We start from the raw sequence: 21,043 nt of genomic DNA on the forward strand, positions 1-21,043 counted from the left end.
ACTTTAATAAATTACTTTATTGCAAATAAGTCTTTATAAAATATAATGTAAAAAAGGAGGCTCTATGGATAGACTAAAGGAATTAAAAGAAGCAAAAGAAGCCGCAGATCAGGTTATAATTAGGATTGATGCGGGTCTTAACCAACTAAAATCTGCCTCATCTTGGGGGATTTTAGATATTTTTGGTGGGGGATTAATTCCAAGCCTTGTTAAAAGAAATAAGATAGGCGAGGCAAACCGCAGCCTAGAAGAATTATCACTAAGTTTAAAATCTCTCAATAAAGAACTCAGTGATGTTGATATAAGTTTGCCAGATGCCATACCAGATATGCTCTCAGATGAGCTATTCGACATAGTTTTTGACAATATATTCACCGATATTAGGGTCCAAGGCGAAATAAAAGAAAACCTCATAGCGCTAAAAGAATTAAGGCATGCTGTTGTCGAAATTAGGGATAAGGTTGATAGGCAAATACGAGAATTAGAAGCTTAGTAAAGATTATATATAATTTGTTAAGAGATAGAAAGGATAAATCATGGATGTATTATTAGTAGTTGACTTGCAAAATGACTTTGTAGACGGTGCTCTCGGTAATGAAGGTAATGACAAGATTGTAAAGCCTATAGAAAAATTAATTGAAGATTTTAAGGGCGAGGTGGTTTTTACTAGGGATACCCACGAGGAATCTTATTTGGAAAGTCTTGAAGGCAAGCACCTTCCTGTGACCCATTGTGTTAAAGGAACTAAGGGTTGGGAAGTTAGGATTGATACTAAGGGCAAAAAGATAATAGACAAGCCATCTTTCGGCTCTTATGAACTTGTTGATTACCTTAAAGACTTAGATAAAAAAGAAAAAATTAAAAATATTTACATGGTAGGAATTTGCACAGACATATGTGTGCTTTCTAATGCCATAATGATCAAAAACGCCCTACTTGATACAGAAGTGACTGTAATTGAAGACTTGTGCAGGGCCACAAGTGAGACAGCCCACCAAGCAAGCCTAGTAGCTATGGCTTCTTGCCAGGTAAATATCATAAAATTTGCTGATTTTAACCAGGAATAAGATTTAAAAGCTATGGGTTTGTAACTCCTGGCTTTTTTATTTGGGATTTTTTCCTAAAATATTATATTTTGTTATAATTAAGATAGAAAAACTAAAGGAGGATTTATGAAATTAGAAATTTGTATCGATTCTTTTGACGGAATGATTGGAGCCTATTTTGGTGGGGCTGATAGGGTTGAAATTTGCTCGGCTTTAACTCTTGACGGTCTAACTCCAGATCCTGGACTTGTAGATATTTGTTGTGAGTATGATAATATAGAAAAATTTGTCATGGTAAGACCAAGACCTGGCCATTTTACCTATGATGATTTTGAAATTGGACAAATGAAGGCGACAATAATTGCCTTAAAGGATAAACCTATTGATGGTTTTGTTCTTGGAGTTCTTGATTCTTATGGAAATCTTGATATAGAAACTATGAAGGAACTTGTATATCTGGCCTTTCCAAAGAAGGTTGTCCTTCATAGGGCCTTTGATTATTCTAATGATGGTGAAGAAAAAATCGAAGAACTAATCAAGATGGGAGTAGATAGGATTCTTACTTCTGGCAAAAAACCAAAAGCTGTTGAGGGTTTGGATTTGATTAGAGATTTACAAGCCAAATACGGGGATAAAATCGAAATCATGGCAGGTTCTGGGGTAAATTTTGAAAATATAAAAGAGATTTACGAGAAAACTCATATAGAAAATTTCCACTTGTCAGCATCCTATACAGGTCAAACTGAAATCGACTACGATAATTTTGGAAAGGCTTTTGATGATTATAGGTGGACTAGTTCTGGCCTTGTAGAAGCTGCTAGACATGCAATTGATGATTTAAAAAATAAAAAAGTGTGATTTGAGTCATAGAAATATATCCAATTTTTGTTAAAATAGACATAAGAATAGAAAAATAGTTTAGAATTTTAATAAAAAGGAGATATTATGATTAAAGATAGCAAAATTATTTTAGTTGGCGATGGGGCAGTAGGATCATCTTTTGCCTATGCTTCAACAATTTTAGGAATTGGTAGACAGCTTGGCATTATAGATTTGAACGAAGATAAGGCAGAGGGCGACGCTATGGACCTCTCAGATGCCCTTTCTTTTACCAAACCAAAGGAGATTTTTAAGGCAGATTATTCTGACTGCAAGGATGCAGAAGTTGTTGTAATTACAGCAGGTGCCCCACAAAAACCAGGTGAAACAAGGCTTGATTTGGTTGACAAAAACCTAAAGATTTTTAAGGATATGATTGGCAAAATCAAGGATTCTGGCTTTGAGGGAATATATGTAGTCGCTTCAAACCCAGTAGATATTCTAACTTACGCTACATGGAAATATTCAGGTGCACCAGCAGAAAAGGTAATTGGATCTGGCACAAGCCTTGATACCTCAAGGTTTAAAAAAGAAATAGCTTCTCTAATTGGCATTGACCCAAGGAGTGTAGACGCTTATATCCTAGGTGAACACGGAGATACAGAATTCCCTGTTTGGTCACACACAAATGTGGGTGGCCTTCCAATCTATGAATGGGTTGCCAACCACTCAGATGTGGATGAAATGGCCCTTTTAAACACTTTTGAGAAGGTAAAAAATGCTGCCTATGAGATTATAAACAAAAAAGGCGCAACCTTTTACGGCATAGGTATGGCCCTTGCAAGGCTTGTGGAAGCTATAATTAACGATGAAAACTCAGTATATTCAACCTCATCCTACCTTGATGGGGAATATGGACAAAAAGACATCTTCATCGGAGTTCCATCAGTAATTGGCAAGGCCGGAGTTAAGTGGGTTATAGATGTGCCACTTACAGATACAGAAAAAGAAAGAATGAAAGAATCAGCTGACACCCTTAGAAATGTAATGGAAAAAGCTGGCCTATACGATAAATAAAAAATTAAAAAAAGACCTAGCAAGTGGTGAAAAATTATTCACACAAGGCTAGGTCTTTTTTTGCATAGTAAATTATATTAGGTAAGGAATAGACATTTTCCTTAATGGGGATAAAGAACCTCTGGCTAAAATTAGCCGAGGCAAAGCCTAGATAGGTCCCCGTGGCTTTTAAAAATACGTTTGTAAGATTTTCTAATCTTATTGTAGGTTTCAAATAATTTGATTTTCTCTTCCTTTTTGGCATAGACTTTCCAGTAGCCATTGGCGAGAAATTTATCCCCTTTGTTTTCGATAAAACCAACTACGTCCTCATAGGGGTAGCCAAGAAAAATTCCGATTTCATGAGGGAAAGATTCTTTTTTGAACCTATATTTCAAATGCCTGATGCATTGGTCAAGGTCATTTGTTTTGTAGCCTAGTCCTGTTAAGAGGGTTTTGACCTTGGTTTGATTTAACACATAGGTTAATTTATCAGGCCTGTAGGCATAAATTTGAGCGGAAGTTTCGTTATTTCTAAGTATTTCTACATACATATTTTTCTTGTTAAGTACGTCATTCCACTCATCGACCATTTTTTCAATGTCGATATTTTGGGTATTTTTAAAGGTAAATAGATTTGCGAGTTTTCTGTTTGCTAAAGTTTGTGATGCGTAATTAACGAGCAAGAATTCGTTCATTTTATTTTAGAGCGTTAGCTAAATCCTTTGCTGCTCTTCTGCATTCTTCTAAAGCTGCATCATCTGGGTAATCATAGGCAATTAGACCATCACAAGCAAGATTAATTCCATCTGCTACGCATCTTTCTTGCCAAGTTTGCATCCATTCGCCTTCAGCCCATTCATAAGAACCGAAAATAAGAACTGGCTTATCAGAAAGAGATTTTTCTACGCTTTCAAACATAGGTTCGAATTCGCTATCTTCTAGTTCTTCTGATCCCATAGCTGGGCAACCAAAAGCAAAACCGTCATAGTTTGCTACATCGCTTTCGCTAAAGTCTGAACAATTTAATACGTTTACTTCTAATTCAGAATTTTTAAGTTCATCTGCTATTTCATTTGCCATAGCTAGGGTGTTACCAGTTCCTGACCAATAAACTACTGCTACTTTTTTCATAATATCTCCTTAATTTGATTTCGTAATTTATGATATTAATAATCCTTATCAATTTCTATGAGATTGATAATCCTTATCAACGTCTATCCTAATAATAAACTATTGCTTGATAATTGTCAAGCATTTTTTTTGAAAATTTATTAAAAAATATTAAAGGCCTTAATTTCAATATTTATCTTATAATTTACGTAAATTTTAGGAGAAAAAATTCTAGGGGAAAAGATAAGAATACTAAATTTTGGCAAAATATGAAACCTTAATAAAAAAATATATATTAATTATATTATTTCTAAATTTGAATTCTTTTTATAAGGGTGTATTATAAACTGAGGACAGAAAAAAACGAAGATTGACAATCATAAAGTTAAGACTTGGATAATCAAAAATAGTTAAAATAAATATTTAGATTATTAATTTTATAATAAAGTAAAAATAATATAATATGAATTATACTTTGTTTTGCTTGCGAATTGATTATTATAAATTTAAGTTAAAAAAGATTTTAGCATAATTAAAATCCTATTTTTTTGAAATTATTATTAGTCTTAGCTTATCTTTTTTGGTCCTATTTAGAAAGGAAGTTAGTGATGAAAAAAATATCAAAATTTATTTCATACCATCCTAGGTTGGTACTTTTGGTGATGACTATTTTACTAATACCATCATGGATTGGCTATAAGTCCACAGGGGTAAACTATGATATCCTATCATATTTGCCAGAAAATCTTGAGTCTACTCAAGGCCAGGAGATCCTTGATAAGGACTTTAAGAATGCTGCTACGGGCATGCTTATCTTAAAGGGCACTGATCACGATGCAGACAAGTTAAAAAAAGAAATATTAGAAATAGATGGGGTTGAAGATGTAATTTCAAAGTCTTCAATCGTAGGCGATACAGTTCCTAGTGAATTTTTGCCCGACGAGATTAGGGATGCTTTTTATGCTGAAGATTCAACTCTTTTGATGGTTAAATTTTCTGAGTCATCTTCGTCTTTTAGGACAATGGAGGCAATTGATCAGATAAGAGATCTTGAGTCCAAGGAAAAATACCTAAGTGGAATCTCTTCCTTGGTTAAGGATACTAAGGATTTAATCGATAGGGAAACTCCAATTTATGTGGCTCTTGCAGTTGCTTTGGCCCTTGTAGTTCTATCTTTGGCCAATGAATCAACTATTATCCCATTTCTCTTTATGCTAAATATTGGCTACGCTATTTTGTATAACTTTGGGACAAATATATTTTTGGGAGAAATTTCTTATATAACTAAGGCAATTGCAGCTGTTTTGCAGTTAGCTGTTACAACAGACTATTCGATTTTCCTCTACCATAGGTATGTAGAAAAGAAAAAGAAAAATGAAAGTAATAATGAGGCCATGGCTAAGGCAATTGATTCGACTTTAGCATCAATCTTTGCCTCATCTCTTACAACTTTCGCAGGATTTTTAGTACTTTTATTGATGCAGTTAGGTTTAGGTAAGGATATAGGGCTTGTGATGAGCAAGGGAGTGCTTTTAGGTCTTATTTCAACAGTTGTAGTCTTGCCACCAATGATTTTATTGGCAGAAAAACTTGTAAATAGGTTTAACCACAAAGTTTTACTCCCAGATTTTTCAAGGACAGCAAGTTTTACAATCAAACATAGGAAAAAACTTTTTATAGTATTTTTACTTTTGTTTATACCAGCCGTCTACGGGGCAAGAAATACTAATCTTTATTACAACTTGGACAGGTCACTCCCACAAGATCTAGACTCAATTGTTGCCTTAAACAAGATGAAAAAAGATTACAATATGGCTTCAAGCCATTTTATAGTAGTCAAGGATGACCTATCAAAGACAAGTGTAAATTCAATGATAGAAGAAATTGAAGATGTGGACGGGGTAAATAACGTCTTAAGTGTGAATTCTATGACAGGTTTAACCATCCCAAGCGAAGTTCTACCTGAAAAATTAAAGCAAAACTTCGTTCAAAATGGCTATCAGATGATTATGGTTAATTCAGAATACCAAACAGCTTCAAGTGAGGTTAACAGGCAAGTTTCTGAAATTGATAAGATAGTAAAAGCCCACGATCCTGATGGCAAACTTACAGGTGAGGCAGTTTTGACAAAAGATTTGACAATCCTATCTGACAGGGATTTCAAGATGGTAAATATCGCTTCAATTATAGTGGTATTTTTAATCATCGCTTTAGTTTTCAAGTCATTTGCAATTCCGATTGTTCTAATAGCAGCCATCGAACTTGCGATTTTCATAAATATGGGAATCCCATTCTATTTTGGACACACAATTCCTTTTATCACTTCGATAATTATAGGTGTAGTCCAATTAGGTTCAACAATTGATTATTCAATACTGATGATGGATAGGTTTATCTTTGAATATAAAAAGCACAAAGACCTTGATAAGGCGCTTGACCTATCGGTTAGAGAAACATCAAAATCAATAGTTACATCTGCCCTTTCATTTTTCGCAGCAACTATTGGTGTAGGTATTTACTCAAAGATGGAAATTGTATCTACTATTTGTATTTTCTTGGCTAGGGGTGCGATAATTTCAATGCTTGTAATTATCATCTTCTTACCAGCCATAATAGGAGTCTCAATCCCATTTATTGAAAAAACTACAAAAGGATTTAAGGAAGGAAAAGAAAATGAATAAAAAATTTGTAAAAGCACTCGCGGTTTTAAGTGTAAGTTCTATACTTGGAGGAAATATCGCTTTTGCTAGTGAGTCTAAAACCTATAAAAACGAAACAGTTTATGTTACAAAAGAAGCGGGCAAGGTCACAGATCAGACTGTCTCAGTTTGGATAAATAAGGACGGAAAGGCAGGTATTAAGGACAAGTCAGACCTTAGAGACATTAAAAACCTTGAAACTGACGAAAAAATTGAGCCCAAGGACGGTTTTATTGATATAAATTCTAAAGATAAAGACTTTTATTACCAGGGTAAGACTGACAAGGACTTGCCTGTGGATGTAGAAATAAAATACGAACTGGATGGCAAGGCTATAGATTTTAAAGACCTTGAAGGAAAATCTGGCAAGCTTAAAATCACAATTACAGCTCACAATAAGGTTAAGGAAAATCTAAAATCAGGTAAAGCAATTTACGCTCCCTACCTTGTATTGACCGAGATGACCTTTGCAGATGATGAAGTAAAAAATATCGAGGCTGACTCCGCAAAAATTATAAAAGATGGCAAAAACCAAATAGTAGGAGGAGTCCTTGCCCCAGGTCTAAAAGAAAATTTTGCTGGTCTTTTGGATGATGAAAAGCTTGATAAATTTAAAGATCAGATTGAAATTGAAATGGATGTTGAAAATTTTAAACCTGGCGAGGCCTATGTTGTAATCACAAATGAAATCTTCCAAGACGGCAAAACCTTAGGATCTTTTGATGATTTGGAAGCTGGACTTGATGAATTAGAAGCAAATGCAGGAAAGCTTGTTGATGGTTCAGGCAAACTCAAAGAAGGAAGTAAAAGTCTTAATAAAGGAATTTCTGACTTGGCTGATGGATCTGAAAAACTATCCGCAGGATCTGAGAAGTTAATTGCAGGTTTTGACCAAATGAGCGGAGCTTTTGCAAGCCTACCAGAAAAAATAGGACCAATGGAAAATGCCATCTCTGCCCTTGATGAGGGAGGGGCAAATTTAAATGCTGGCCTTAACCAATATACAGGTGGTCTTTCTGAGATTAATTCAAAAGTGGGTGATTTGATGGATGGTGCAGATCGTCTTAATCAAGGTGCTACTGACCTTAATGCAGGAATTGCAAGTTTAAGTGAGGGGAGTAAGGCCTTAAGCGAAAAATTATCCCAAGGGTCTGAGGGAGATGATTTAACAGAATTTGTCACTTCATTAAAGGCTCTCAAAGCTGGTATTGATGACTTTAGCGAAAATATAAATCCTATGGCTGAATCCGTAGAAAAATTAAACCAAGGCCTAAAATCAGCTAGTGGCTCTTCAGAAAAAATATCCAAATCCATAGCTGATCTAAGTGCTGCAGGAGAAAATGCGCCAAATACTGATGAGATAATTTCAAATATTAATCAAAATGCGGCTAATCTTGAAAATCAAATCGCAAGTCTAGAAGCCAAAAATACTGACGGTTCTTTGACAAGTGAGATTGAAAACTTAAGGGCAATCAAAAATGGTCTTTATGGTCAAAGTCAAAAACTCGGTGTCAGTGCAAAGGTAAATGCAGAAATTTACGATGGTTTAAAAAACTTAAGCGGAGCATCAAATGAGCTTACCGCAGGTCTTAACAAATTAAGCATGGGTCTTGGAGAGATGAGCAAAAAGCTAAATGAATCCAAATCTGACCTGGAAAAGGCATCAAACAAACTAGGAGCAGGCATAGAAAAAATTGAAAATGGCTTATCTGATTCCGACTTGATGAAATTAGGGGAAGCCCTAAAGCAACTTGATGAGGGCTTAGCTAAAGTTAAAGAAGGTTCTGATAAACTTCTTTTGGGTACAGAAGCCAATAAAGAAGGCGTCGAAAAACTCGCTAATGGCCTAAATTTATTAGATTCAAAATCAGCCGACTTAAGGGAAGGTTCAGAAAAATTATCCGGCGGCCTTAGCGAATTTAAGGAAAGGTCTAAGGCCCTAAGTGAGCTTGGATCAATTAATGATAAAGCCTTAAACCCAATGGCCAAGGGTCTTTCTGACTTAAATAAGGGAATTCTTGACCTAAGGGCAGGTGCACTTAAGCTAAAAGAAGGGTCAGATACTTATAATGAAAAATATGAAGAATTTGACTCGGGACTTAGAAGGTACAAGGTAGAAGGCATTGATAAATTATCTGGCAAAACTGGAGATATCAAAGAAATAGGAGAAATTCTAGATCAAATGTCAAATCTTGCCAAGAAAAATAATTCAATATCAGGCTCAACTGATGATATTGAAACAAGGTCAAGAATAATAGAGAAAATCAGATAAAAGATTGATATTGAAAAATATAGGAAAACTCATATAATAATAGCAAGAGAAGCCACCTCTTACAAAGCTGAGTATTTGAGACAAAATGAACTCACCAAAAAGACGCCAGCGGCAACTGGCGTCTTTTTATTATTTACTTGTCGTAAAGGTCTAGATACTTTTTTACAAAAAGCAAAATCAACCCTACAAACAAGGGGAAATAGAAATTTTCCCATATGATTCGAGACAAAACGTTCTCACCTCCCTCCACCTAATAAAATAAGCGTTAGGCACTAATATTATATCATATAAATCAGTCTAGTAGGGATTAAAAAAATTTATAAAAATTTCCAATCAAAAACTGCCAGGATTTTTTCCTGACAGTTATTTTTTATTCTTCTACAAATGTAATCTTTCCGTCTTCTAGTTTGGCAATCCTTGCTAGGGAATAGATGTCTATGTCCATATCTTCTATGAGTTCTCTTCCTTCGCTGAAGGATTTTTCTATTACGATTCCAAGACCTGCTGGATTTGCTCCTGCTTGTCTAACTATTGCAATCATGCCTTTAGCTGCTTGACCGTTTGCCAAAAAGTCATCGATCATTAGGACATTTTCGCCTTCTTTTATGAAGTCTTTTGATACAATAAGCTCGTTTGTAACTTGCTTGGTAAATGAATATACGCTTGAATGATAGAAGTTATCACCTGTAGTAAGTGATTGTTTTTTTCTGGCAAAAACGCAGTTAACTTCAAGCTCAAGGGCTGTAGCAAGAGCTGGTGCTATACCAGATGATTCTACAGTTAGGACCTTATCGATTTTTTTGTCTCTAAAGTAGTTTGCAAATTCAATGCCCATCTTATGGATTAATTTAGAGTCGATTTGCTGGTTTAAGAAAGAGTCAACCTTTAATATATCAGGCCCAATAACAATCCCATCTTTAAGAATTCTTTCTTCTAGTTCTTTCATCATATCTCCTTATAAATATTCTAAAATCTTCCTATGTACTTTAGATAATTATAATCTTTCCATTCAAAATAGTCAATTTTTTCATCTTATGAAAGAATATGATTGTTTTTGATTGACTTTGAATGAAACGGTGCTATAATATTAATATGATATTAGAAAAAAGATTGGATATTATTCTAGACATCCTCAAAAAAGAAGAGGCGGTTTCGAATAAAATCCTAACAGAAAAGCTAGGTGTTAGTGAATCTACTTTGAGGCGAGACTTGTCTTATTTGCAAGATATGGGCAAGATTACAAGGGTCCATGGAGGTGCGGTTTTAAATTCTATCGTCCCAAGAGAGATAAATTTCACTGACAATCAAAAAATTAGGCTAAGTGAAAAATCCAAAATCGGCAGGAAGGCTAAAAGCCTAATTGGAGATGCTAAGTATATCTACCTAGACGCTGGATCAACCTGCAATGAAGTTATTGATTATCTTGAAAATGGCCAGGATATAACAATTGTGACAAATGGTCTTATGCATGTTGAGAAATTAATCGGCAAAAATATCTCAACCATACTTTTAGAAGGTCAGATAAAATCAGAAACCAAAGTTACAACTGGCCCAAAGACTCTTGCATCAATAGGAAAGTACAATTTTGACCTAGCCTTTATAGGGGCCAATGGTTTTGATGACAAGGGCTTTTACACAGCCGACATCAACGAAGCCATGGTTAAGGCAAAGGCTATTGAAAATTCAACTAGGGCCTACGTTTTAGCTGATAGATCAAAGGAGAATATCAGGTATTTTGCGACAATAGCGACAAGGGATGAAATCAAGTTAATTACGGAGGAAGAATGATTTATACAATTACAACCAACCCTGCCATTGACTACATCTTAAGGTTTGATAAATTCGAAGATGGGGCGACAATCAGGGCGAGTGAAGACGAAAAATACCCAGGTGGTAAGGGGATTATGGCTAGCAAAATCCTCCACAACCTCGGAGAAAAGCCAGTAAATTTGGGCTTTGTCGGAGGATTTATTGGAGAATATATAGCAAATTCCATAAGGGACTTGGGTCTTGATGAAAAATTCGTAAGAATTAAGGAAAATTCAAGAATAAACGTCAAACTAAAATACGACAAGGAAACAGAAATTAATGCCAAGGGGCCAAAGATTTCAAAGGAAGAAGTCGAGAAGTTTTTTGACAGCCTAAAAGAAATCGAAAAGGGAGATGTCATTGTTATTTCAGGGTCTTTGCCATATTCGCTGGATTCTGATTTTTATAAGAAAGTCATAGAAAAAACCGAGGCAGACTTCACTATTGATATTGCTGATAAAAAACTTTTGGATTATTTGGCCTTTAAACCACTTTTGGTTAAGCCAAACGAAGAGGAATTGGGAAAAATTTTCCAAACTGAAATAAATGATGAAAACCTAGTCGAATATGCTAGGAAGTTAAATGAACTCGGAGCTAAAAATGTAATTGTTTCTCTTGGAGCAAAGGGTTCGATTTTTGTGGATGAAAATCACGCTTACAGGGCAAAGCCAATTGAAGGCAAGCTAGTAAATTCAGTAGGTGCAGGTGACTCTATGGTGGGCGGTTTTGTTTATGGAATGGTTAATAAACTTGAAAAAATTGATGCCTACAAATTGGCAGTTGCTTGTGGAACAGCGACAGCCTTTAGCCCAGATATAGCAGATAGGGATATGATTAACCAAATATTAAGCAAAGTAGAGGTAGAAGAAATTGGAAATTAGAGATTTATTAAAAAAAGACCTGATGGTCCTAGACCTTAAGGCAGAGACTAAAGAAATAGCTATCAAAGAAATTGCTGACAAATTTTTTGAAAAAGGCTATGTAAAAAGTGCAGAAGAATTTGCAGAGGGCCTAAGGGAAAGAGAAGCCCAAGGATCAACAGCACTCGGCGAATCAGTAGCTATCCCTCACAGCAAAAATAAAACTGTAATTGAACCTGCAGTCCTATTTGCAAGAAAAATCGGAGGACTCGACTACGATGCCCTAGATGGAGAGCCAACAGAGATTTTCTTTGCCATAGGAGCTCCTGATGGGGAAAATAACCTCCATGTTGCAACCCTTGCAGAGCTTTCAAAGATGATTATGAAAGACGGCTTTATAGACGACCTTAAAAAAGTAGAAAATGAAGACCAAGTTTACGCAGTAATTGAAAAATATACTGAAAAAGAAAAACCAGTCCAAGAAGAAGCTGAAAATCAAGAAGTAAAATTAGAAATCAACCTATTAGCTGTAACTGCTTGTCCAAATGGCATTGCCCACACCTACATGGCTCAAGAAGCCCTAGAAAAGGCAGCAAAGGCCAGGGGAGTTAATATTAAGGTTGAAACTAATGGTTCTGACGGAATCAAAAATAGACTAACAGCATCTGAAATTGAAAAAGCAGACGCAATCATAATTGCAGCTGATAAAAAAGTTGAAACTGCTAGATTTAACGGCAAAAAAGTAATCCAAAGACCAGTTTCTGATGGAATCAGAAAGGCTGATGAACTTGTGGATATGGCTATAAAAGGTGAAGCCAATATCTACCGCGAAGAGGGCGGCTCAAAAGAGTCTTATAGCGAAGAAAAACAATCAATCGGCCAAAAAATTTACGGCGATTTGATGAATGGTATTAGCCACATGTTGCCATTTGTAATTGGCGGTGGTATCCTACTTGCTATTTCCTTCCTATTTGAGAGATTTGCTGGCGATGAATCAACAGTATTCACCTTCCTCAATGGTCTTGGAGGGGATGCCTTTTCCTTCTTGATACCAATCCTTGCAGGTTATATTTCCTACTCAATAGCTGATAGGCCAGGCCTCATGCCAGGTATGGTTGCAGGTTTAATGGCAAGTCGTGGTGCAGGATTTATCGGTGGTTTGATTGGTGGTTTTATAGCGGGTTTCGTTGTAAACTTACTTAAAAAAGCTACAAGAAATCTTCCAAAATCAGTTGAAGGCTTAAAACCAATGTTAATTTACCCTGTACTTGGACTTTTAATTGTAGGAGCAATCATGTTCTTTGCAGTTGATCCAGTATTTACAGGTGTTAATAACTTTATCAACAATTGGCTAATGAGTCTTTCTGGCACAAATATGGTTCTTCTTGGAGCCCTTCTTGCAGGAATGATGGCAATCGACATGGGTGGCCCAATCAACAAGGCTGCTTATGCCTTTGCAATTGGTGCTTTCACTGATACAGGCATTGGAACTTTCATGGCAGCTGTTATGGTAGGCGGTATGGTGCCACCAATTGCAATTGCTATTGCAACAACCTTCTTCAAGAGCAAATTCAATGAAGAACAAAAGAAAACTACCATCACCAACTATATCCTAGGTGCATCTTTCATCACAGAGGGAGCCATCCCATTTGCGGCAGCAGAGCCACAAACAGTTCTCCCATCATGTGTAATAGGCTCTAGTTTAGCAGGCGCTATCGTCGGCTACTTTGGAGTAAGCGCTCCAGCTCCACACGGCGGAATCTTCATCCTTCCAGCCATGGTAAGCTTAAACCAAGCCCTTCTATTTGTAGTAGCAGTACTAATAGGAGCAATAATTGGAGGATTAATCCTAGGAATAATCAAAAAGAAACCAGAAACCCAAGCCTAAATAAAAAATCCCTTGAGGTGGATTTTGCTTTGGTATATGAATTTGAAACGATAAAAAACCTAAACTGCCAGTATTTACTGGTGTTTAGGTTTTTTTCTTAGGATATTTCATTAAACCAAAATTAATTGGACCTTATTTTTCTCGAGCATCTCGATGCTTTCCCTATCTAGGTCATCGTCGGTTATTACTATGTCGATGCTGCTGAGGGTGCCTGTTCTAAAATTTGCTGTTTTAGAAAATTTGGACGAATCGCAGACTAGGATATTTTTGCTTGTTGATTCATTGATCATATACTGGTTAATCTCAACTTCATCCATTAGGGAGGTTGTCAACTCTCCTTCCTTACTAATGCCTGAAATACCAATGATTGTGATATCAGAAGCTAGGATTTTTAGGTTGTTTATGGCAAAAATACCTGTAAGGGCGTTTTTTGGATAGGAAATTTTACCGCCTGTAAGAGTGACATTCACATGAGGATCTATATCCAAAAATAGGGCCCTAGCATTATTTGTAATTACATTAATCCTCTTGTTTTTTAAATATTTTAGGACTAGGAGGGCTGTAGATGATGAATTTATAAAGATATCATCGTATTCATTGATAAATTCTGCACACTTTTGGGCAATCCTATCCTTCTTGTTTTCTAAAACAAAATTTTTAGTGTCATTATTCTTGTTGATTTTAGCGCCACCATAAAACCTAACTATTTTGCCTATGGACTCAAGGAAACTTAGGTCACGTCTTATTGTAATTTCTGAAACCTTGAAAGTATCGACAAGTTCCTGGGTGCTGGTTTCTTCTTTGTCGTCTATATATTTGAGAATACTCTCTCTTCTGTTATCAACGATTGATTTTTTTATTTTCATACTTACCTCGTATATATACTCTCATATATATGATAATACTATTTGGTAAAAAAATCAAAAAAATCATATAAAACTTAAATGAAAATGATATTACTTTTCAAAACAATCAAATAATCAAAAAATAACAGATTGTTTGATTAATTATTTTTATAAATATTTGGTTTGTCCTAGGTATTTTCAATAATAAATATAAAACAATCAAATAAATCGTAAAATATAGGTCGATAATGAAGTTTTTTGCTTGACCAATCAAAAAAAACATTATATCATATTAACAGATAGAAGATATTACAGTAATTTTATGGAGGGATACGATGAGTCAAATAGATGAAATTACAAGAGAAAAATGGATACTAGGCGCCTTCCCTGAGTGGGGAACCTGGTTAAACGAAGAAATCGATGAAGAAGTTGTAGAAAAAGGCACATTTGCAATGTGGTGGATAGGATGTACAGGTATTTGGTTTAAAACTGAAAACAATACTAACATCGCTATAGACCTCTGGTTTGGAAATGGTAAGAGAACAAAGAAAGTTAAGGAAATGGCTCCTTACCATCAAATGAGAAACATGACTGGTGGTAAAGCTCTACAACCAAACTTAAGAGCTAACCCAATCGTTTATGATCCATTTGCAGTTACTAAAGTAGACGCAGTTTTATCTACACATTATCACAACGATCATATCGACCCATTCTTTGCAGCAGCAGTTCTTAGAAATTGTGCAGATGATGTTCCTTTCATAGGACCAAAAGAATCAGTTAAAAAATGGCTTTCTTATGGTGTTCCTGAAGATAGGTGCATAGTTGTAAAACCAGGAGATGAAATCAAGATTAAGGATACAACAATCATAGCTCTTGATTCTTTCGATAGAACATGTCTTGTAACAACAGAAGTTGGCGAGGATATAGAAGGTGTTTGCCCAACAAATATGGATGAAAAGGCAGTAAACTACCTAATCCAAATGCCAGCTGGTACAGTTTACCACACAGGAGATTCTCACTTCTCAATAGGTTATGCTGAAGTTGGTAAGAAATACGACATAGATATAGCCTTTGGTTCTTATGGTGATAACCCAGTTGGAAACCAAGATAAGATGACTTCTATAGACATCCTAAGAATGGCAGAATCTGTTGGATGTAAGGTAGTAATTCCAATCCATCACGATGTTTGGACAAACTTCAAAGCAGATCCAAAAGAGATTAAATATCTATGGAACTACAGAAAAGATAGGTCAAAATATACTTTTAAACCATATATTTGGGAAGTTGGAGGTAAATATGTATGGCCAACAATGAAAGACGAGCTAGAGTATAGGTACAGGCCTGGTTTTGAAGACGCTTTTGAAAATCCAAGAAACGTACCATTCAAATCAATCTTATAATAGGGTTTAACCCATGTGGCAAAGGGATTATCCTTTGCCACAAAAAATATATGGAGAGAAAATGATTAATGAAATAATTGAAAAAGGTTTATATGACTTTTGTGAGGAAGTTGGTAGTTGGCAGGAAGCTATAGAAAAATCATGCGAAAAATTGATTGAAAAAGACATAGTGGATGAGAATTATCCAAAACAAATTATAGAGACTGTTAATAAATATGGCCCATACATAGTGCTTGTTCCTGGTGTAGCTATGCCGCATTGTCAGGAGTGTGCCCAAGGTGTAAAAGATACCGCTATATCTTTTATGAAGGTTAATAAGCCGGTAGTATTTGACGAAGATGATAGAGAAAAGGATGCGAGATTATTTTTTACTGTAGCAAGTACCAATCCAGAAAAACATATGGAAAATATTTGCGAACTATCTGAAATCCTTTGCAATGAAGAGGTTATAGAAGATTTAAATAAGGTTGGTAACCTCGATGACCTTATTAAGGTAAAAGAAAAATATAATATTTAGGAGTAGTTATGGACTTTTTATACGCAATACTTAACGGTTTTGTAAAAAACATACTGACAAAACCAGCATTTTTTATAGGTTTTTTAGTACTTATAGGTTATCTACTAGATGGTAGAAAATGGTACGAAGCTTTGGCAGGCTTTATCAAAGCTACAGTTGGATATATGATTTTAAGTGTTGGTTCTGGTGGGCTTGTAAAGACATTTAGACCAATCTTAACAGGTCTTAAAGACAGGTTTGAAATATCAGCTACAGTTATAGATCCATATTTTGGACAAAATGCTGTTACAGAAGGAATGGAGCATTTGGGTAGGTCTTTCTCTCAAGTTATGCTTTTACTTCTTATAGCTTTCATAGTAAATATTGTTCTTGTAAGACTTAAAAACATTACAAAAATGAGGGCGGTATTTACAACAGGCCACGTTCAGATGCAACAAGCTGCCACAGCCTTCTGGCTAATTGTATTTTGTTTCCCTACTCTAGGTCAAACCCCAATCCTAATTATAATGGCAGTTTTACTAGGACTTTATTGGGCAGTAGGTTCAAACTTAACAGTTGAAGATACACAAAAACTTACCGATGGAGCAGGATTCTGTATAGCCCACCAACAAATGTTTGGTATCAGATTTGCTTGTTGGTTATCAGATAAATTATTTAAAAACCACAAAGAAAACAGCAAAAACTTAGACGATATTGAATTACCAGGATTTTTATCAATCTTTAATGAAAACATGGTAGCAACTGCTATATTGATGACAGCTTTCTTTGGTGTAATCCAATTAATCCTTGGCAAGGAATACCTAATCGCTCAAGAAGCTTTGAAGGTGGATGATAACTTCTTCTTCTATATCCTAGAATCTTCATTCTCTTTCGCAGTAAACCTTGCTATCCTTCAACTAGGTGTAAGAACATTCGTTGGTGAATTAACAGCATCATTTGATGGTATCCAAAATAAATTATTACCAGGTGCTCTTCCAGGAATCGATTGTGCAGCAATCTTTGGTTTCGGATCAGCAAATGCAGTTACCATAGGATTCATGTTTGGTGCCATTGGCCAATTTTTAGCTATAGCTATCTTATTCTTAATGAAATCACCTACACTTATAATTGCAGGATTCGTTCCATTATTCTTTGATAACGCTGTCCTAGGAGTGTACTCTAATAATAGAGGAGGTTATAAGGCAGCATTCCTAATTCCATTTATATCAGGTCTAGTTCAAGTATTTGGATCAGCTTTCATAGCATCATACACAGGACTTGCCCAATATGGTGGTTACCTAGGAATGGTAGACTGGGCTACAGTATGGCCATTAGCTACAGTATTAATGAACAATATTGGTTATATAGGTGTTGCTATAGTTGCGATAGTATTTATAGCTATTCTACAAATCCAATACAGAAAAAACAAGGAAGGTTATTTCTTAATTACAGAAGATTACGAAGCATACAAAGAAACTAGTAATAAATGATTAGGAGGATAAGATGAAAATTATTGTTGCATGTGCAAACGGAGCTGGAACATCTTTAATGATGATGAACAAGATTAAACAAGCTTTCAATGAGCTTGATTATCAAGGAAAATTAGATATTTCTCACTGCTCCCTATCTGAAGGTAAGTCAACAGGTAGGACTGCAGATGTTATATTCTGCGCTGTCAATTTTATGAAAGACTTTGACCAACTTAAGGCTAAAGGCGTTGAAATTATAGGCATGAAGAATATCCTTTCTAAGGATGAAGCTAAAGAGAGAATCTTAGAACATAAACTTTTAGAAAAGTAGAAATTTTAAATAGAAAAGAAAAGTAAGTAGGGATTATGTTAGAAGAATTAAAAGAAAAAGTCTGCCAGGCAAATTTACTTTTACCAAAATATGGTTTGGTAAAATTCACCTGGGGAAACGTATCAGAAATAAGTGAAGATAGGAAATATATTGTAATCAAGCCATCAGGTGTTGATTATGAAACAATGAAGCCTTCAGATATGGTTGTCGTAGATATGGATGGAAACGTCGTAGATGGTCATTTAAAGCCATCTAGCGACACTCCAACCCATATTGAGCTCTACAAGTCTTTCCCAGAAATATCTGGAATCACCCACACCCACTCAAGATGGGCAACAATAATGGCTCAGGCAAAATTGGATGTAAAAGCAACAGGTACAACCCATGCTGATTACTTTTATGGACCAATTCCAGTAACAAGGGATATGACCAAGGAAGAAATACAAGGCGAATACGAAAAGAATACAGGTCTTGTAATCATAGAAACATTCAAAGAAAGAAATCTAAAAGCTGATGAAGTACCTGCAGTTCTAGTAGCCAACCATGGACCATTTACCTTTGGCAAGGACGCTGGGGATTCAGTATTCCACTCAGTAGTATTAGAAGAAGTAGCCTTTATGGATTGGCATTTAGAAGCCCTAGGCAAACACGACGCAATGAGCCAAGAACTTCTTGACAAGCACTACTTAAGAAAACACGGAGCAAATTCTTATTATGGACAAAACTAGTTTAGGCATTTACGAAAAGGCCATGCCAGATAAACTGAATATCCATCAAAAATTGCAACTAGCCAAGGAAGTTGGCTTTGATCAAGTTGAGATAAGTATTGATGAAAGTGATGCAAAGCTAAATAGGATTTTTTCAGGCTTTGCCTATAACCTAGCCAAGGCCCAAAGAGATGAGGGCCTAAGGGTGAGAACTATGTGCCTATCAGGCCATAGAAAATATCCTTTTGGGTCACTAGATACTTTCAAAAGAAATAAAAGTCTAGCTATAATGGAAAAGGCAATCGAATTTGCAGACATTAATGGAATAAAAATTATTCAGCTGGCAGGCTATGACGTTTATTACGAAAAATCAACAGCAGAAACTGAAAAATATTTTGTTGAAAATCTAGGTAAGGCTGTAGAGATGGCTAGCAAGTATGGGGTAATCCTAGCCTTTGAAACTATGGAAACTGAATTTATGGATACAGTTGAAAAGGCAATGAAATATGTAAACCTAATTGATAGCCCATACCTAGGCATTTATCCAGATATAGGAAACTTGAAAAATGCTGCTGTTAAATACGGAACAGATGTAGTCGAAGATTTGAAACTTGGTAAGGGCCATATATTTGCAGCCCACCTTAAAGAAACCAATCCAGGAATCTATAGGGATATGACATTTGGATCTGGTGGCCATACAGAATATGAAAGATGTATAGCTGAACTTAAAGACCAAGGCGTGAACATATATACAGGTGAATTCTGGAACCACGGTGAGGAAAATTATAAAGAAATAATTACCGATGCCTATGAATTTTTGACCGGAAAACTAAAATAAATGGAGAGAATAATGACAAAACCAAAATTACAAATAGCTTTAGATAGCCAAAACCTAGCAGAAGCCTTAGAAACAGTTAGGGAAGTAGGGGATGTAGTAGATATACTCGAAGTAGGAACAGTTCTATGCCTCCAAGACGGAATGGAACCAGTAAGAGCAATCAGAGCCCTATATCCTGAAAAAGACATCCTAGCAGATACAAAATGTGCAGATGCAGGTGGAACAGTAGCAAAAAATTGCAAAAATGCAGGTGCAAACATAATGACAGTAATATGCTGTGCGACAATCCCAACCATGCAATCCGCAAAAAAAGAAATAGACAAACTCCAAGTAGAACTATATGGAGACTGGACATTTGACCAAGCTCAACAATGGATGGATATAGGAATAGATGAAGTAGTCTACCACCAATCAAGAGATGCCCTCTTAAGTGGTGAAACATGGGGAGAAAAAGATTTAAAGAAAATCCAAAAATTAATAGATATGGGCTTTAAAGTATATGCTACAGGTGGACTTGACGTAAATACCCTAGAACTATTCAAGGGAATAAATGTCTATGCCTTCATAGCAGGCAGGGGAATAGCTAAGGCAGAAAACCCAAAACAAGCAGCTATTGATTTTAAAGAAAAAATAAACGAGATATTTTAATTTTTAACAGTGAGTTTTTAAAGCAAAGAATAATTTGCTGGTTAAAATTCACTGTTTTTTAAAAAACAAAAAGGAAGAGAATAAGGAGTTATAAATGAAATTTTTCTTAGACACAGCAAACGTAGATGAAATAAAAAGAATAAACGACCTAGGACTTTGTGACGGAGTAACAACAAACCCATCCCTAATCAACAAAGAAGGCAGGGACTTCAAAGAAGTAGTAACAGAAATAGCCTCCTTCGTAAAAGGTCCAATCTCAGCAGAAGTAACAAGCTACGACTATGAAAACATGGTAAAAGAAGCAAGAGACATCGCAACTTGGGCAAAAAACATAGTAGTAAAAATACCTATGACAGAAGACGGTCTAAAAGCGATTAACACCCTATCAAAAGAAGGCATCAAAACCAACTGCACCCTAATCTTCTCAGTAAGCCAAGGATTAATGGCAGCCAAAGCCGGAGCCACCTACATCTCACCATTTGTAGGAAGAATTGACGACATGGGCGAAGATGGAATAAGATTAATAAGTGACCTAAGAGAAGTCCTAGACATCTACGGACTAGAAAGCGAAATAATAGCAGCATCAATCAGAACCAACAAACACCTAGAAGGATCAGCCATAGCAGGAGCCCACATAGCAACAATCCCAGGCTCAATCTTCCCTAAACTATGGAGCCACCCACTAACAGACGCTGGTATAGTAAGTTTCAAAAAAGATTGGGACGCATTTGTAAAGAGAGGTTAATA

Annotated in this window: 21 protein-coding genes; 17 read left to right on the forward strand and 4 right to left on the reverse strand. The window is 35.7% G+C overall.

Annotated elements, in window-relative coordinates:
• Window positions 1-64: 64 nt before the first annotated feature.
• The 4 genes from AC1EJ5_RS06385 to AC1EJ5_RS06400 all read left to right on the forward strand — a co-directional run bounded on the left by AC1EJ5_RS06385 (window position 65) and on the right by AC1EJ5_RS06400 (window position 2,942).
• Window positions 65-493: a hypothetical protein gene (locus AC1EJ5_RS06385; protein ID WP_479815230.1), complete on the forward strand. Its 429-nt coding sequence runs from the start codon at window positions 65-67 to the stop codon at window positions 491-493.
• A gap of 43 nt (window positions 494-536) precedes the next feature.
• Window positions 537-1,067 (forward strand): cysteine hydrolase family protein, encoded by a 531-nt coding sequence (locus AC1EJ5_RS06390; protein WP_479815232.1) that lies wholly within the window; start codon window positions 537-539, stop codon window positions 1,065-1,067.
• Between the two features lie 105 nt (window positions 1,068-1,172).
• Window positions 1,173-1,904 (forward strand): copper homeostasis protein CutC, encoded by a 732-nt coding sequence (locus AC1EJ5_RS06395; RefSeq protein ID WP_223419424.1) that lies wholly within the window; start codon window positions 1,173-1,175, stop codon window positions 1,902-1,904.
• Between the two features lie 90 nt (window positions 1,905-1,994).
• On the forward strand, window positions 1,995-2,942 hold the full coding sequence (locus AC1EJ5_RS06400; protein ID WP_223420692.1) for an L-lactate dehydrogenase: 948 nt from the start codon (window positions 1,995-1,997) through the stop codon (window positions 2,940-2,942).
• 131 nt (window positions 2,943-3,073) lie between these two features.
• Here the strand turns inward: AC1EJ5_RS06400 and AC1EJ5_RS06405 are convergent, their stop codons facing one another.
• A complete protein-coding gene (locus AC1EJ5_RS06405; RefSeq protein WP_308749094.1) occupies window positions 3,074-3,619 on the reverse strand; it encodes a DUF3793 family protein in 546 nt (181 codons plus the stop codon).
• A gap of 1 nt (window position 3,620) precedes the next feature.
• Complete coding sequence (locus AC1EJ5_RS06410; protein WP_223419429.1) at window positions 3,621-4,055, reverse strand: flavodoxin; 435 nt, start codon at window positions 4,053-4,055, stop codon at window positions 3,621-3,623.
• A gap of 587 nt (window positions 4,056-4,642) precedes the next feature.
• On the opposite strand from AC1EJ5_RS06410, the gene AC1EJ5_RS06415 reads away from it, so the two are divergent.
• Window positions 4,643-6,715, forward strand: a complete 2,073-nt coding sequence (locus tag AC1EJ5_RS06415; RefSeq protein ID WP_223419431.1) for an efflux RND transporter permease subunit — start codon at window positions 4,643-4,645, stop codon at window positions 6,713-6,715.
• On the forward strand, window positions 6,708-9,005 hold the full coding sequence (locus AC1EJ5_RS06420) for a hypothetical protein (RefSeq protein WP_479815235.1): 2,298 nt from the start codon (window positions 6,708-6,710) through the stop codon (window positions 9,003-9,005). The genes AC1EJ5_RS06415 and AC1EJ5_RS06420 overlap by 8 nt, the downstream gene beginning before the upstream one ends.
• Before the next feature lie 370 nt (window positions 9,006-9,375).
• Here AC1EJ5_RS06420 and AC1EJ5_RS06425 read toward each other — a convergent pair whose 3' ends face one another.
• Window positions 9,376-9,951, reverse strand: coding sequence for a xanthine phosphoribosyltransferase (locus tag AC1EJ5_RS06425; protein ID WP_308749097.1), 576 nt, complete (start codon window positions 9,949-9,951; stop codon window positions 9,376-9,378).
• 164 nt (window positions 9,952-10,115) lie between these two features.
• Here AC1EJ5_RS06425 and AC1EJ5_RS06430 point away from each other — a divergent pair, with 164 nt between their 5' ends.
• From AC1EJ5_RS06430 to AC1EJ5_RS06440, 3 genes are read left to right on the forward strand one after another with little or no spacing between them, the layout of a single operon-like run.
• Window positions 10,116-10,793: a DeoR/GlpR family DNA-binding transcription regulator gene (locus AC1EJ5_RS06430; RefSeq protein WP_479815237.1), complete on the forward strand. Its 678-nt coding sequence runs from the start codon at window positions 10,116-10,118 to the stop codon at window positions 10,791-10,793.
• Window positions 10,790-11,695: a 1-phosphofructokinase gene (gene pfkB / locus AC1EJ5_RS06435; RefSeq protein WP_479815239.1), complete on the forward strand. Its 906-nt coding sequence runs from the start codon at window positions 10,790-10,792 to the stop codon at window positions 11,693-11,695. The genes AC1EJ5_RS06430 and pfkB overlap by 4 nt, the downstream gene beginning before the upstream one ends.
• Window positions 11,685-13,562, forward strand: a complete 1,878-nt coding sequence (locus AC1EJ5_RS06440; RefSeq protein WP_479815241.1) for a PTS fructose transporter subunit IIABC — start codon at window positions 11,685-11,687, stop codon at window positions 13,560-13,562. Before pfkB ends, AC1EJ5_RS06440 begins: the two co-directional genes overlap by 11 nt.
• Before the next feature lie 110 nt (window positions 13,563-13,672).
• Here AC1EJ5_RS06440 and AC1EJ5_RS06445 read toward each other — a convergent pair whose 3' ends face one another.
• Window positions 13,673-14,428 (reverse strand): DeoR/GlpR family DNA-binding transcription regulator, encoded by a 756-nt coding sequence (locus AC1EJ5_RS06445; protein ID WP_479815243.1) that lies wholly within the window; start codon window positions 14,426-14,428, stop codon window positions 13,673-13,675.
• A 314-nt stretch (window positions 14,429-14,742) separates the two neighbouring features.
• On the opposite strand from AC1EJ5_RS06445, the gene ulaG reads away from it, so the two are divergent.
• The 8 genes from ulaG (at window position 14,743) to fsa (ending at window position 21,041) form a co-directional block, all read left to right on the forward strand.
• Window positions 14,743-15,807: an L-ascorbate 6-phosphate lactonase gene (ulaG, locus tag AC1EJ5_RS06450; RefSeq protein WP_348938779.1), complete on the forward strand. Its 1,065-nt coding sequence runs from the start codon at window positions 14,743-14,745 to the stop codon at window positions 15,805-15,807.
• Window positions 15,808-15,868: 61 nt separating this feature from the next.
• Entirely contained in the window at window positions 15,869-16,324 is a 456-nt protein-coding gene (locus AC1EJ5_RS06455; protein WP_348938780.1) for a PTS sugar transporter subunit IIA, read from the forward strand.
• Window positions 16,325-16,332: 8 nt separating this feature from the next.
• Window positions 16,333-17,793: a PTS ascorbate transporter subunit IIC gene (locus AC1EJ5_RS06460; protein WP_479815245.1), complete on the forward strand. Its 1,461-nt coding sequence runs from the start codon at window positions 16,333-16,335 to the stop codon at window positions 17,791-17,793.
• Window positions 17,794-17,806: 13 nt separating this feature from the next.
• Window positions 17,807-18,103: a PTS sugar transporter subunit IIB gene (locus tag AC1EJ5_RS06465; RefSeq protein ID WP_479815247.1), complete on the forward strand. Its 297-nt coding sequence runs from the start codon at window positions 17,807-17,809 to the stop codon at window positions 18,101-18,103.
• 35 nt (window positions 18,104-18,138) lie between these two features.
• Window positions 18,139-18,831, forward strand: a complete 693-nt coding sequence (locus tag AC1EJ5_RS06470; RefSeq protein WP_348938782.1) for an L-ribulose-5-phosphate 4-epimerase — start codon at window positions 18,139-18,141, stop codon at window positions 18,829-18,831.
• On the forward strand, window positions 18,818-19,648 hold the full coding sequence (locus AC1EJ5_RS06475; protein WP_348938783.1) for an L-ribulose-5-phosphate 3-epimerase: 831 nt from the start codon (window positions 18,818-18,820) through the stop codon (window positions 19,646-19,648). Before AC1EJ5_RS06470 ends, AC1EJ5_RS06475 begins: the two co-directional genes overlap by 14 nt.
• Before the next feature lie 12 nt (window positions 19,649-19,660).
• On the forward strand, window positions 19,661-20,296 hold the full coding sequence (locus AC1EJ5_RS06480) for a 3-keto-L-gulonate-6-phosphate decarboxylase UlaD (RefSeq protein ID WP_348938784.1): 636 nt from the start codon (window positions 19,661-19,663) through the stop codon (window positions 20,294-20,296).
• Between the two features lie 94 nt (window positions 20,297-20,390).
• Complete coding sequence (gene fsa, locus AC1EJ5_RS06485; RefSeq protein ID WP_479815250.1) at window positions 20,391-21,041, forward strand: fructose-6-phosphate aldolase; 651 nt, start codon at window positions 20,391-20,393, stop codon at window positions 21,039-21,041.
• Window positions 21,042-21,043: the final 2 nt, after the last annotated feature.

It is taken from the genome of Anaerococcus sp. C0059F3, assembly GCF_056590475.1.

Bases quoted from the DNA above. Each gene is read 5' to 3' on its own strand.
- AC1EJ5_RS06470 (WP_348938782.1), top strand. From the start codon at position 18,139: ATGTTAGAAGAATTAAAAGAAAAAGTCTGCCAGGCAAATTTACTTTTA.
- AC1EJ5_RS06420 (WP_479815235.1), top strand. From the start codon at position 6,708: ATGAATAAAAAATTTGTAAAAGCACTCGCGGTTTTAAGTGTAAGTTCT.
- pfkB (WP_479815239.1), top strand. From the start codon at position 10,790: ATGATTTATACAATTACAACCAACCCTGCCATTGACTACATCTTAAGG.
- AC1EJ5_RS06415 (WP_223419431.1), top strand. From the start codon at position 4,643: ATGAAAAAAATATCAAAATTTATTTCATACCATCCTAGGTTGGTACTT.
- AC1EJ5_RS06475 (WP_348938783.1), top strand. From the start codon at position 18,818: ATGGACAAAACTAGTTTAGGCATTTACGAAAAGGCCATGCCAGATAAA.
- AC1EJ5_RS06425 (WP_308749097.1), bottom strand. From the start codon at position 9,951: ATGAAAGAACTAGAAGAAAGAATTCTTAAAGATGGGATTGTTATTGGG.
- AC1EJ5_RS06465 (WP_479815247.1), top strand. From the start codon at position 17,807: ATGAAAATTATTGTTGCATGTGCAAACGGAGCTGGAACATCTTTAATG.
- fsa (WP_479815250.1), top strand. From the start codon at position 20,391: ATGAAATTTTTCTTAGACACAGCAAACGTAGATGAAATAAAAAGAATA.
- AC1EJ5_RS06390 (WP_479815232.1), top strand. From the start codon at position 537: ATGGATGTATTATTAGTAGTTGACTTGCAAAATGACTTTGTAGACGGT.
- AC1EJ5_RS06405 (WP_308749094.1), bottom strand. From the start codon at position 3,619: ATGAACGAATTCTTGCTCGTTAATTACGCATCACAAACTTTAGCAAAC.
- AC1EJ5_RS06395 (WP_223419424.1), top strand. From the start codon at position 1,173: ATGAAATTAGAAATTTGTATCGATTCTTTTGACGGAATGATTGGAGCC.
- AC1EJ5_RS06385 (WP_479815230.1), top strand. From the start codon at position 65: ATGGATAGACTAAAGGAATTAAAAGAAGCAAAAGAAGCCGCAGATCAG.
- AC1EJ5_RS06455 (WP_348938780.1), top strand. From the start codon at position 15,869: ATGATTAATGAAATAATTGAAAAAGGTTTATATGACTTTTGTGAGGAA.
- AC1EJ5_RS06410 (WP_223419429.1), bottom strand. From the start codon at position 4,055: ATGAAAAAAGTAGCAGTAGTTTATTGGTCAGGAACTGGTAACACCCTA.
- AC1EJ5_RS06460 (WP_479815245.1), top strand. From the start codon at position 16,333: ATGGACTTTTTATACGCAATACTTAACGGTTTTGTAAAAAACATACTG.
- AC1EJ5_RS06445 (WP_479815243.1), bottom strand. From the start codon at position 14,428: ATGAAAATAAAAAAATCAATCGTTGATAACAGAAGAGAGAGTATTCTC.
- AC1EJ5_RS06480 (WP_348938784.1), top strand. From the start codon at position 19,661: ATGACAAAACCAAAATTACAAATAGCTTTAGATAGCCAAAACCTAGCA.
- ulaG (WP_348938779.1), top strand. From the start codon at position 14,743: ATGAGTCAAATAGATGAAATTACAAGAGAAAAATGGATACTAGGCGCC.